This window comes from Desulfovibrio faecalis, from assembly GCF_053570625.1.
The window spans coordinates 2,739,138-2,751,501 of record NZ_JBRBQR010000001.1; the positions used below are offsets into that span (position 1 = coordinate 2,739,138).

The following is a 12,364-nucleotide window of genomic DNA, read 5'->3' on the forward strand; positions in this document are numbered from 1 at the left end:
CGCCGAGCCGTAAAACAAGCAAGGGCTTTCTATGAAAAAACGCATAGCGGCCAATCCAGGGCGCTGCATAGGCTGCCGCACCTGTGAGATAGCCTGCGCCCTGGCGCACAGTGAACTGCGTATTGAAGACATGACCGCCTCTGACTTCAAAGCCAGAGTCGCCATCCTGAAGCACGAAGACATCAGCACTCCGGTTGCCTGCCGCCAGTGCGAAGACGCCCCCTGCGCATCGGCCTGCCCCTGCGGAGCCATTGTTGCCGACAGCGAGAGCGTCACCGTGCTGCGGCACAAGTGCATAGGCTGCAAGGCCTGCATCATGGCCTGTCCTTACGGGGTCATGCGGGTCACAAGCCACAAGGTGCGCCGCACCGTATGTGGCAGACCGATGGGATTCAGCCACAAGGCCCTGGCGCAGAAATGCGATCTGTGCGCCAGCGTGCCCGAAGGCCCATCCTGCGTGCGGGCCTGCCCCACCGATGTGTTGTTCGTGGTGGAGGATGAAACAGTGCAGCCCGAGGGAACAGCAGCATTTCAGTAAGCGGGCATTGGTGCTTACGGCACCTGTCCCCGGTTTGAAATGCGGCGCTACATGCCTGCCAGAGCAGCGGAGTGCTCGCCGCTGTTAAAATGAATACAAGAGGTTATCATGAAAAAAGTAATAGAAGTCTGCCCGTACTGCGCTTCGGGCTGCAAGATCAACCTACTGGTTGAGAATGGCCGCGTGGTTGGCGCAGAAGGCGCCAACGGCCTGACCAACCAGGGGGCCTTGTGCCTCAAGGGTCTGTATGGCTGGGATTTTATCAACGACACCAAAATCCTGACTCCCAGAGTCAAAAACCCCATGATTCGCCGCAAGCGTGGCGGTGAGTTTGAGGCTGTCTCCTGGGATACGGCCATCGACTACACCGCATCGCGTCTTACGGCCATCAAGGAAGAATTCGGCCCAGATTCCATCATGGTGTCCGGTTCTTCCCGCTCCACCGGCAACGAAACCAACTACATAATGCAAAAATTCGCCCGCGCGGCTCTCGGCACCAATAATGTCGACTGCTGCGCGCGGGTCTGACACGGCCCATCAGTTGCAGGTCTGCAACAATCGGTCGGCAATGGCGCAATGAGCAACTCCATTGTGGAGATTGAAGATACTAAATGCTTGTTCATCTTTGGGTGGAATCCGGCAGATTCGCACCCCATTATCGCCCGCCGGGTGGTAAAGGCGAAAGAAAAAGGGGCAACCATCATTGTCTGTGATCCGCGCAAGATTGAAACTGCGCGCATCGCCGACCTGTATGTTCCCCTGAAAAACGGTTCCAACGTGGCCTTCGTCAATGCTTTGATGAACGTCATTATCAACGAGGGACTCGCGGACAAGGAGTTCATAGAAAAGTACACGACTGGCTTTGCAGAACTTAAAGCCATTGTGGACAACTATCCTCCTGAAGCGGTTACGGAAATCACGGGCATTGATGCCGAAACCATCCGCAAGACCGCCCGTATGTACGCCACGGCCCCAGAGGGCGCAGGCATATACTGGGGCATGGGCGTTTGCCAGTTCTATCAGGGTGTGGAGACCGTACGGGCACTTACCTCCATGGCTCTGATTACCGGCAACATAGGCAAACCTCACACCGGCGTTGCTCCGGTGCGTGGGCAGAACAACGTGCAGGGCGCCTGCGACATGGGCGCGTTGCCCAACGTGTTTGTGGGCTACCAGAGCGTGACAGACCCGGCCGTGCGCGAAAAATTCGCCAAGGCCTGGGGTGTCCCTGTTGAAAAAATGTCCCCCAAGGTGGGGCATTTCCTGAGTGAAGTCGCCGCGAGCGCTTCTGCTGGCAGGCTGAAGGCATTCTACTGCATGGGTGAAGACCCCTTGCAGACAGAACCCGACCTTTCTGGCGTGCGTAGCGGCTTCAGCAAGCTTGACCTGCTCATTGTGCAGGACTGCTTTATGACCAAGACCGCAGCCGTGGCCGACGTGATCTTCCCCACCACCACGTGGGGCGAACACGAAGGCGTATACTCGGCTGCCGACCGTGGCTTCCAGCGCTTCTACAAGGCTGTGGAACCGCAGGGCGATGTAAAGGTGGACTGGGACATCATCTGCCGCCTGTCCACAGCCATGGGCTATCCCATGCAGTACAACAACACCAGAGAGATCTGGAACGAGCTGATCTCGCTCTCGCCCAAGTATGCGGAAGCGACCTATGAAAAGCTCGATGCAAACGGCGGGCTTGGCTACATCCAGTGGCCCTGCACCAAGGATGCCCCCAACGGCACCCAGGTTCTTTACGCACAGCCCGACGGCAGCATCAAGTTTGAAACCCCGGACGGCCTGGGCCACCTTTTTACGGTGGAATGGGTCCCGCCTGTGGAAAAAATCAGCTCCGAGTTCCCGCTGGTGCTTTCTACCGTGCGCGAAGTGGGCCACTACTCCTGCCGCTCCATGACAGGCAACTGCAAGGCGCTGGCGGCACTGGCGGACGAACCCGGCTTTGTGCAGATGAACGACAAGGATGCGGAAGCCCTCGGCATCCGCGACCATGAGCTTGTGTGGGTGCAGTCGCACCACTCCAAGGTCATCACCAGGGCGCAGATCAGCCCGCGCACCAACAAGGGCGCGGTGTACATGACCTACCAGTGGTGGATTGGCGCATGCAACGAATTGGTGGGGGAGGTATTGAGCCCCATCACCAAGACGCCGGAATACAAGTATGTGCCTGTTCGAGTTGAAAAAATAGAAGATCAGACATGGGCTGAAAGCCATGTGGTGCAGGTATACAGCGAATTGAAGCAACGCCTGCGCAAGGAAAAGGCCAACGGCACAGCAATGTCCGTAACAGCCTGATAAATAAGCCTTACATCGGGGTTCCCCGCGCAAGACGCGGGGAACCCCTAAAAAGGAAAAACCAAAAGATTTTTTGCAAGCGCGCTGCCAGAGTGCGACTGCCACACGGCGGGACAGGCAGCGCAACTTGAGGGAACAATAAAATTTATCTGTTTTATACCAGCCTGTTGCAGGATGGAGAACAGAGCGTACCCGGCGAACTGAGGGCTTTGCTCCGGCAGCACCGCAAGGCAATGCGAGTGCGCCATCAAGCCAGTATTGCGGAAACTGCAAAATACCATTGCTTTTTTTCGTAACATGCCGGTCTGCCAATACAGCAGGCGCGAAAAAAGAATTTCTGCCGGATCAACGGAATGCCCGCCGTTGCCCAAGATGGACACACATAAGGAAGACCATGAAAAAGGTTATAGAAGTATGTCCCTATTGTGCTTCAGGCTGCAAAATCAATCTGCTGGTTGAAAATGGCCGTGTAGTTGGCGCAGAAGGCGCCAACGGCCTGACCAATCAGGGGGCCTTGTGTCTCAAGGGTTTGTATGGCTGGGACTTTATCAATGACACCAAGATACTGACCCCACGGATTAAAAATCCCATGATCCGCCGTAAGCGCGGCGGCTCGTTTGAGGCTGTCTCGTGGGATACGGCCATTGACTACGCATCGTCGCGCCTCATGGCCATCAAGGAAGAATTCGGCCCTGATTCCATCATGATATCTGGTTCCTCCCGCTCAACGGGCAATGAAACCAACTACGTGATGCAAAAGTTCGCCCGCGCCGCAGTGGGCACCAATAATGTCGATTGCTGCGCGCGGGTCTGTCATGGCCCCTCTGTTGCCGGGCTTCAGATGTCCGTAGGCAATGGTGCCATGAGCAACTCCATTGTCGAGGTTGAAGACACCAAGTGCATATTCATCTTTGGATGGAACCCAGCGGATTCACACCCGATCATTGCCCGCAGGGTTATCAAGGCCAAGGAAAAAGGCGCAACGATCATTGTGTGCGACCCGCGCAAGATTGAAACCGCGCGCATCGCAGACCTCTACGTGCCCATAAAAAACGGCTGCAATGTGGCTTTTGTCAACGCGCTGATGAACGTCATCATCAATGAGGGCCTCACAGACAAGGACTATATCGCCAAGTACACATCCGGGTTTGAGGAACTGAAGGCCATTGTTGATAAATACACGCCCGAATCCGTAACGGAAATAACGGGCATTGACGCCGAAACAATCCGCAAGACGGCCCGCATGTATGCGACCGCGCCGCAGGGAGCGGGGATCTTCTGGGGCATGGGCGTATGCCAGTTTTTTCAGGGTGTGGAGACGGTGCGGGCGCTCACTTCCATGGCGCTGCTCACCGGCAACATCGGCAAGCCCAATACAGGCGTTGCGCCGGTGCGCGGGCAAAACAATGTTCAGGGCGCCTGCGACATGGGGGCGCTGCCCAACGTATACGTAGGCTACCAGAAAGTTGTGGATCAGGAAGCCCGCAAGAAATTTGCAAAAGCCTGGGGCCTGCCTGTTGAAAAGCTCTCTGACAAGGTTGGTCACTATCTGACCGAAGTGGCAAAACTTGCCACAGCCGGGCAGCTTAAGGCTTTTTACTGCATGGGAGAAGACCCCTTGCAGACGGAACCGGAACTTTCCGCCGTACGTAGTGGTTTCAGCAAGCTTGACCTGCTCATTGTGCAGGACTGCTTTATGACCAAGACCGCAGCCGTGGCAGACGTGATCTTCCCCACCACCACGTGGGGTGAGCACGAGGGCGTGTATTCGGCTGCCGACCGAGGTTTCCAGCGCTTTTACAAGGCCGTGGAACCGCAGGGGGACGTAAAGGTGGACTGGGACATCATCAGCCGCATGTCCACAGCCATGGGCTATCCCATGCACTACAACAACACCAAGGAAATTTGGGACGAACTTATCTCGCTCTCGCCCAAGTATGCGGAAGCGACCTATGAAAAGCTCGATGCAAACGGCGGGCTTGGCTATGCCCAGTGGCCCTGCACCAAGGATGCCCCCAATGGCACACAGGTACTCTACGCACAGCCGGACGGCAGCATCAAGTTTGAAACAGACGATGGGCTGGGCCGCCTCTACACGGTGGAATGGGTTCCGCCAGTGGACCAGATCAATGAAAAGTTCCCCATGGTGCTCTCAAGCGTGCGCGAAGTGGGCCACTACTCCTGCCGCTCCATGACAGGCAACTGCAAGGCACTGGCGGCACTGGCGGACGAACCCGGTTTTGTGCAGATGAACGACAAGGATGCGGCAAGGCTGCACATAGCAGATCAGGAGCTGGTGTGGGTCGCATCGCGCCACTCCAAGGTTATCAGCCGCGCTCAGGTCAGCCCGCGCACCAATGACGGCGCGGTGTACATGACCTACCAGTGGTGGATCGGCGCCTGCAATGAACTGATCGGCGAAGTACTGAGTCCCATCAGCAGAACGCCGGAGTACAAATATGCCGCAGTGCGGATTGAAAAAATTGAAGATCAAAAGTGGGCGGAACAATATCTGGTTGAGACGTATACCAACCTCAGGCAACGCCTGCGCAAAGAACTGACAGACGGCTCTGCATCCAAGATCCCTGCCTGACTCCGATAACCCTCAACAACTCCCCGCGCGGCCACTCCCAAGGTGCAACCGCGCGGGGAACCACAACCATGAAACAGCCGCCAGATGCTTCCATAAGTATTGAACGCGCCATTACCCGCATCGGGCCTCAGGGCCGCCGCGAGGTCATGGACGTGCTCCTGCGCGAAGAACGCTACGAACTCTTCTGCAACGGCAATTGCGTGGCCGAGCTGCACTGCATGCCAAGCCTGCTGCGCGAGCTTGCCGTGGGGCGGCTCCGCACTCTGGGGCTTTTACATGAAATCTCCGCCTTGCGGGCGCTTTCCATTGATGAGCAAAACCGCGTCATAGAAGCATCTGTTGCGGAATTTTCCGCGACAGCCGTGAACGCCCCAAGCGATGTGCGGCTTGCCGCCGAGCAGGTGCATGCGCTGCAACTGGCCTTCAACGAGCGCTGCGACCTTTTCCGCGCCACAGGTGCGGCCCACAGCTGCGCCCTGGCAACCCCGGAAGGCCTGCTGCTTTTCTGCGAGGATATCGCCCGCCACAACGCGCTGGACAAAGTCATTGGGGCCATGCTGCTGCAAGGGCTGAGTCCGGATGGAAAGATCCTCATTTTCAGCGGGCGGCTCGCCTCCGACATGCTCTCAAAGGTTGTGGCCTGCGGGGTCAGGCTGCTTATTGCGCCGGGGGCCCCCTCGCTCACATCAGTAGAAATGGCCGAAGCTCACGGCATCACTCTGCTGGGATTTGTACGCCGCGACAACATCAACATTTACACTTGCCCGCAAAGGATCTGCTGAGATGAACCGCGCTCTGCACTCCTTTAAGGCTGACGCGCAGCCCCATATTTCTACCCCGCCGGAGCGGGAAAGTCTGCCGCTGGAGGAAGCTCTGGAGCTTCTTTTACAGCACACGCCCACAGTTGCAGAGTCGGAAGAAGTACCGCTTTTTGACGCCGATGGCCGCATATGTTTTGCCCATATGCGCGCCGAGTTGCCTCAGCCGCCCTACAACCGGGTTCAGGTGGATGGATATGCCCTGCGCAGCGCCGACATTGCCAGCGCCACGGCGGAACGTCCCGCCATGCTGCTGGTAACGCAGCACCTCTATGCCGGTGATGCACCAGGCCAGCCACTCGAACCCGGTCAGGCGGCACGCGTGACCACAGGCGCAGTTCTGCCTCCGGGCGCGGACTGCGTGGTGTGGCAGGAGGACACGCTGGCAGATGACCAGACCGTGGTTGTTTCCCGCAGTCTTGCGGCCATGCGCAACTGCCGCATGTGCGGGCAGGATATGGAACGCGGCAGCACACTGGCCGAGAGCGGCGATGTGCTGCACAGCGGCACCCTCAGCCTTCTGGCTGGTCAGGGCTACACCCATGTACGCGTATTCCGTCGCCCACGGGTCAGCCTGCTGGCAACGGGCAGCGAGCTTGTGCTGCCCGGCGCTCCTTTGCCGCAGGGCGGCATTTACAACATCAGCAGCACCCTGCTGGGCGTGCGCCTGCGCAAAATGGGCGCGCGCATACTGCGCATGATGACCAGAGGCGACAACCGGCAGGCATTGCAGGAGCATCTGGCTGAAATGCTGCCCGAGAGCGATCTTGTCATCACCACGGGGGGGGCTTCTGTGGGGCCCAAAGACCTTGTGCCCCGGATTGCCTCAGAAATTGTGGCGGAACAGGGCGGCAGCATGCTTTTTCAGAGCCTGCGCCTCAAACCCGGCTCCATGACGCTGGCCGCAGCGCTGCCGCAAACCCTGCTGCTGGGCCTTTCGGGCAATCCTGTGGCTGCTGCAGCGACCTTTGGCCTGCTGGCAGTTCCGGTGCTGAAAAAAATGAGCGGCGCAACGCGCTTTACGCCCCTGCGGCAAAAGGCCGTGGCCCGCAATGATTTTGGCTCCTGCCGTAAGGACGAGCGCCGCATTGTGCTGGCGCGCCTTGAAGGCAGGGACGTGTATTTTGCGCGCGATGCGCAACGCATGGGGCAACCAGCCTTGTGCGACGACTGCAACTGTTTTGTGGATATTCCCGCAGGCAGCGCGCCCCTGCGCAGAGGCATGGAGGTAGACGTCATTCTTGCCTGACCCCCTCGGGCAAGCTCGGTAGACAGTCCTATAATCCTGCCCTATGGTGCATGGAGAAATGTTGTGGATATCCCGTCCAGAATCCCCCCCGGACGCACGCCGCCAGCCGGGTTTTTTACAGCCAGCGCTTCCGAGATGGTAAAAAGTACAGCTATTGTCTGGCAGGAAGCCCTGCTCGCAGCCAGCCGGGTGCTGCCCCTGCAAAAAGACATTCCCAGCCTTTTGCGCATGCTGAAAAACTGCTGTGATTCGCTCATGGCTTTTCAGCGCATACACATTGGGTTCTTCGTCGTTTGATGTGGAATTCATGAAGCCACTACGACCTGAATCGGGGCCGCAATCAGGTAGACCATGGTGATGAAGTTCTCCACGTTCCGGTATCCTCGGGCCCTGGCCCTTGCCGCCTGGAACAGGCCATTGAAGCCTTCGAGCCTCGCATTGGTGTGCAAGGAATGCCAACGATGAAGGATTCGCGGCAAATGCCTCTCAAAGCTGGCCAATGCTCCGCGCACGGGTTCCAATAGCGGGCAGTCGGCCGCGTACTCGGCGGCATGCTTGAGAAAATGGGTTATGCGCCACTTGGCGGCCTGCTTCGATTCGGCCCGTCGAACCCAGCGCAGAAGTTCTTTGACACGGTAGGCCTTGGCGGTAGCGAAGCCCTGCTCGACGAGTTCCAGGAGAGCACTCTCCTGATTCTGCGTGCGTATTGTCTCGGCGCCCTTGAGTACGGCCCAACGGGTGTGGTCCGGCAGCTTTGACTGCCTGGCCTCAAGCTTTCTGACGTCATCGACGGCCTTGGTGAAGAGTTGGACGACATGAAACCAGTCGACTGTCACCGAGGCAGACTTGAACTTCTGTTCGACGGCGGAGAGGAACGCAGGCGACATGTCGCAAACTACCTCGACGATGTTTTCAGGACAGCCTTCATGGGCTTCAATGAACGCGCAGAACTGAGTCAGGCATTCCTTGCCCTTACCTGGAGTCGCGAAGATCACGGGCCTGTCGGAACGATCCAGGTCAATGAAGACGGTGATGTAATTGTGCCCACGCTTGGACGCGGTCTCATCCAGACCGATGGCCTTGATGTCTTTCAAGTTCAGCGCATTGATGGCTTTGGCCACATAGTGATGGACGATGCGCCACAGGCGGGTATCCGTGACCTCGACATGACGCGCTACGGCATTGACCGGCATCTCTCGAACGAGGCTCATGACAACCTGCTCAAAAAGCAGGGTAAACCGGCTGCCTTCCCTGGCCCATGGGGCTTCGACGCGTCGGATTCCATGTTCCGGGCAATTGATCCTCGGCAGTCGGGCTGTGAGGTAACAGTGATGCTGGAAGAAGTTGAGATGCCGCCACGTGAATTCCTTGAAGTCGTGAGCCTTGCACGCGGCTCCGCACTCGGGACACGGATACAGCGCTCCGCGGTCGGCACCGATCTCCAGGTGGAGCTTGGTTGGCGTATGGTCGGTATCAAGACGTTGGCTCATAACTTTCCAGGGCGGCGTGAGGCCGAGGCCCAAGGCAAAGATTTCTTCAGCTTGCATGGCAGTCCTCCTAAAGGAGGGCTATCCAAACTGATTGAGGTCGGTCAATTCCACATCAAACGACGAAGAACCACACATTGTCATTGCCGCGCCCATGCAGGAAAAGGCGCGGCTCTACATGCTTGATGCGCACGCTGACCGCTCTGCCCTTTCAGAACAAGACCTGACGCCCCAGCAGGGTTTGCGCCAGTTCTGGAGCCAAACCGAAGTTGCCTGCTTTGAAGGCGAGCAGCTGCGCCGGGAATTTCCCGATATTGCTGATCTTGATCAGTACCGCAATGCCAGCGGCTGCCTTTTTGTTCCCATTTCCATGCAGGGCGGCTGCCACTGCGCCATGGACTTTGTCAAAACAGACGGCAGCGTGTTCAGCGACGAATCACTTGTTTTTTTTCGCGTACTGGCCGGGGTGGTCACGGCTGCCATCACAGCCATCCTCTGCATGGACAATGTGCGGCAGGAAACCGAACACCTGCGCCGCGAACGCGACCACTTCAGCATCCTCGTTGATGTGACCAACACGGCTATCGGCACCCTTGAAATGAACGACATGGTGGCCGTGGTTGCGGGCGAGATACGGCGGTTCTTCGGCATACGCGATTTTGCCCTGCTGCTGCACGAAACGGACAACACGTTTTCCTTCCACTGCGCCCGCCCGCCGCAATCGACAGAAAACCCCGTGCTGCCAGCGGGTACATTTTCTCTGTCCAACACCCTGCTCAAGCGCTGCCACGACATCAACGCCCCGCTGCTGGCGCGGCAGGGCGATCTAGCCAGACTTTCGCGCAAAGACCCGGCCTCGGAATTCATTCTTGGCAACGGCAATCAGGCTGCGGGGCTGTTTCCTCTGCATTTCGGCCAGCACTGCCTCGGGGCCATGCTGCTTGCCCACCGCCACCCCGACGTCTTTACCGATGAATCCGTCAGCCTGCTGGCCCAGATCGCCTCGCGCGTGGCCATTGCCGTGCGCAATGCTCTGGACTACACCACGATATCTGTGCAGAAAAACGACCTTGCACAAGAAAACCTGTATCTTTCTGAACAGATACAAAATCAGTCGGACATGGGCGTCATCATTGGACAGAGCGATGCCATCATGCGCGTTTTGCAACAGGTGGACATGGTGGCCGCCAGCGACAGCACCGTGCTGCTGCTGGGCGAAACCGGCACCGGCAAGGAGCTTTTTGCCCAGGCCATCCACAACAGCAGCCCGCGCAAATCCAAGCGCATGGTCAAGATGAACTGCGCCGCAGTGCCTGCGGGGCTTATGGAAAGCGAACTTTTCGGGCACGAAAAAGGGGCCTTTACCGGTGCTGGCGCGCAACGCAAGGGGCGCTTTGAACTGGCTCAGGGCAGTACGCTGATGCTGGACGAAGTTGGCGACATCCCGCTGGAATTGCAGCCTAAACTTCTGCGTGTGCTGCAATCGCGCGAGATTGAACGCCTGGGCGGGCACAAGGTCATTTCCGTGGATGTGCGCCTCGTGGCCGCCACCAACCGCAACTTGCAGGAAATGGTGCTCGACGGAACGTTCAGGGATGATCTGTTCTACCGGCTCAATGTCTTTCCCATCGCCATTCCGCCGCTGCGCGAACGCCGCGAAGATATCCCCCTGCTGGCAAAGCATTTTACGCAGCAGATGGCGCGGCAGATGAAGAAAAACATAACCAATATTCCTTCCGCAGCTCTGCGCTGGCTTTGCGACCAGCCCTGGCCCGGCAACGTGCGCGAGCTTGCCAACGTCATCGAACGCGCGGTCATTCTTTCCAGCGGCCCTAGCCTGAATATCTGCCCGCTGGAGGTTCCAGCCCCAGTTGCGGCCATTTCCCAGCGCAAGCAGGAGGCCAGCGCGCCGCCCGCGCCCGCGCAGCCCAGCCGGCCCGTGTATACGGATGCCCACCACCAGCCCGGCGAAACCCTCAGCGAGCGCGACCGCATTGTGGCAGCAATTCTGGCCTGTAATGGCGTGATGGCGGGTTCGCGCGGGGTGGCCGCCATGCTGGGCCTCAAGCGTACAACCCTGCTCTCGCGCATGCAGCGTATGGGCATAGACATCAAGGACGTGCTGGAATCACGCGGTCAGTCCCTGCCTGCCTAGACACTGCCAGCCCCCCTCCCTAACCCGTTGCCCCATGCCAATTTGGCCTCAGATTTCAGTTGGATATAAAAAAAACGCTTGTCCCGCCTTGTTGACATAGCGGGAAGTTCTGATACCCATTACAATATATCTTGAAATTTCGCGGCCTCAGCCTGTGGCCGGTCTGCCCTCTTTTTGGCTTCAAGCTGGCCTGTTTCTGTCACCGTCACCGCAGGAGCAGACCAACATTAAGCATGTTTGTCTGTTCAGCATGGATTTTTGTAAAAATCCGCACTGCGAAGTGCCTGCATGACGAAGACAATCTATCGTCACGCAAGTACTTCAACGTGAAAATGCTCTAACCGGAGCCGCCATGAACAACCGCACTCTGCTTTACGCCCTGACGCTCACCTGTATTCTGCTGATATTTGGCGCGTGGACGCTGGCCTTTTTCCATTACGGGGCTGTCGTGCGGCAAACCCCTGCGCCGCAGGCGCTGGCAACCTTGCAGGCAGGCCCGGCAGCCGAGCCGCAGTTCAATCCGCCAAAGCCGCAGGACGCGCCGGAAGACATGCGCGAAGCCGTCTTGCTCGGCTACAATATTATCAACGATACGGCGCAGTACGCCCCCGAGCACGTGGGCAACGAACTTGCCTGCGCCACCTGTCATCTCGAGGGCGGCACCAGCAAGGCAAGCATCACCCTTGTGGGCGTTGCGGCAACCTATCCGCGTTTTCTGCCAAGCCACGGCTACAGCGCAGATCTTGCTCAGAAAGTGCAGGATTGCTTTGCGCGCAACCTCAACGCCGCGCCCCCGGCCCTTGACAGCCGCACCATGCAGGCTGTGCTTGCCTATCTGCACTGGATTTCAAAAGATATTCCCGTCTATGCCAAGCTGCCGTGGACCCTTCCCGCAAAGCTCGACAGCAGCCACAAGCCCGATGCCGCCAGCGGAGCCAGCGTGTATGCAGACAACTGCGCCTCCTGCCACGGCGATACGGGCGACGGTTCACCCCCGCTCTGGGGCAATGGCGCGTACACTGACGGCTCCACCATGCACGACATAAACACTTTTGCCGTGTTCACCCTTCGGTTCATGCCCCCGAAGGCAGCCAACCTCACGCCGGAACAGGCCCTTGACGTGGCGGCCTATGTGGACGGCCAGCCCCGCCCCCATTACGCGCCCGCAAAGCCCGCAACGACAGCGGACGCACCCAAAGCGCCGCAGGGGAAGTAGG

Annotated in this window: 9 protein-coding genes; 8 read left to right on the top strand and 1 reads right to left on the bottom strand. The window is 58.4% G+C overall.

Annotation, left to right across the window (positions count from 1 at the left end):
* Positions 1 to 31 precede the first annotated feature (31 nt).
* From ACUZ79_RS12170 to ACUZ79_RS12195, 6 genes are all read left to right on the top strand, one after another.
* Positions 32 to 538 carry a 4Fe-4S dicluster domain-containing protein gene (locus ACUZ79_RS12170; protein ID WP_449251750.1) on the top strand — a complete coding sequence of 169 codons (507 nt, stop codon included), beginning with the start codon at positions 32 to 34 and terminating at the stop codon, positions 536 to 538.
* A gap of 108 nt (positions 539 to 646) precedes the next feature.
* The gene (fdhF, locus tag ACUZ79_RS12175; RefSeq protein ID WP_449251751.1) at positions 647 to 2,845 is read left to right on the top strand and encodes a formate dehydrogenase subunit alpha; all 2,199 of its coding nucleotides are present in this window, start codon (positions 647 to 649) and stop codon (positions 2,843 to 2,845) included.
* A gap of 394 nt (positions 2,846 to 3,239) precedes the next feature.
* On the top strand, positions 3,240 to 5,438 hold the full coding sequence (gene fdhF / locus ACUZ79_RS12180; protein ID WP_449251752.1) for a formate dehydrogenase subunit alpha: 2,199 nt from the start codon (positions 3,240 to 3,242) through the stop codon (positions 5,436 to 5,438).
* A gap of 68 nt (positions 5,439 to 5,506) precedes the next feature.
* Positions 5,507 to 6,220, top strand: coding sequence for a formate dehydrogenase accessory sulfurtransferase FdhD (locus tag ACUZ79_RS12185; protein WP_449251753.1), 714 nt, complete (start codon positions 5,507 to 5,509; stop codon positions 6,218 to 6,220).
* Position 6,221: 1 nt separating this feature from the next.
* Positions 6,222 to 7,505 (top strand): molybdopterin molybdotransferase MoeA, encoded by a 1,284-nt coding sequence (locus ACUZ79_RS12190; protein ID WP_449251754.1) that lies wholly within the window; start codon positions 6,222 to 6,224, stop codon positions 7,503 to 7,505.
* 63 nt (positions 7,506 to 7,568) lie between these two features.
* Entirely contained in the window at positions 7,569 to 7,802 is a 234-nt protein-coding gene (locus ACUZ79_RS12195) for a hypothetical protein (protein WP_449251755.1), read from the top strand.
* An 8-nt stretch (positions 7,803 to 7,810) separates the two neighbouring features.
* On the opposite strand, the gene ACUZ79_RS12200 is transcribed toward ACUZ79_RS12195, so the two are convergent.
* Positions 7,811 to 9,052: an ISL3 family transposase gene (locus ACUZ79_RS12200; RefSeq protein ID WP_449250523.1), complete on the bottom strand. Its 1,242-nt coding sequence runs from the start codon at positions 9,050 to 9,052 to the stop codon at positions 7,811 to 7,813.
* 34 nt (positions 9,053 to 9,086) lie between these two features.
* Here ACUZ79_RS12200 and ACUZ79_RS12205 point away from each other — a divergent pair, with 34 nt between their 5' ends.
* The gene (locus tag ACUZ79_RS12205; protein WP_449251756.1) at positions 9,087 to 11,147 is read left to right on the top strand and encodes a sigma 54-interacting transcriptional regulator; all 2,061 of its coding nucleotides are present in this window, start codon (positions 9,087 to 9,089) and stop codon (positions 11,145 to 11,147) included.
* A gap of 352 nt (positions 11,148 to 11,499) precedes the next feature.
* Positions 11,500 to 12,363 carry a c-type cytochrome gene (locus ACUZ79_RS12210; RefSeq protein WP_449251757.1) on the top strand — a complete coding sequence of 288 codons (864 nt, stop codon included), beginning with the start codon at positions 11,500 to 11,502 and terminating at the stop codon, positions 12,361 to 12,363.
* Position 12,364 lies beyond the last annotated feature (1 nt).

Coding starts and splice junctions, on each gene's coding strand:
- ACUZ79_RS12210 (WP_449251757.1), top strand. CDS start 11,500: ATGAACAACCGCACTCTGCTTTACGCCCTGACGCTCACCTGTATTCTG.
- ACUZ79_RS12190 (WP_449251754.1), top strand. CDS start 6,222: ATGAACCGCGCTCTGCACTCCTTTAAGGCTGACGCGCAGCCCCATATT.
- fdhF (WP_449251752.1), top strand. CDS start 3,240: ATGAAAAAGGTTATAGAAGTATGTCCCTATTGTGCTTCAGGCTGCAAA.
- ACUZ79_RS12200 (WP_449250523.1), bottom strand. CDS start 9,052: ATGCAAGCTGAAGAAATCTTTGCCTTGGGCCTCGGCCTCACGCCGCCC.
- ACUZ79_RS12170 (WP_449251750.1), top strand. CDS start 32: ATGAAAAAACGCATAGCGGCCAATCCAGGGCGCTGCATAGGCTGCCGC.
- ACUZ79_RS12185 (WP_449251753.1), top strand. CDS start 5,507: ATGAAACAGCCGCCAGATGCTTCCATAAGTATTGAACGCGCCATTACC.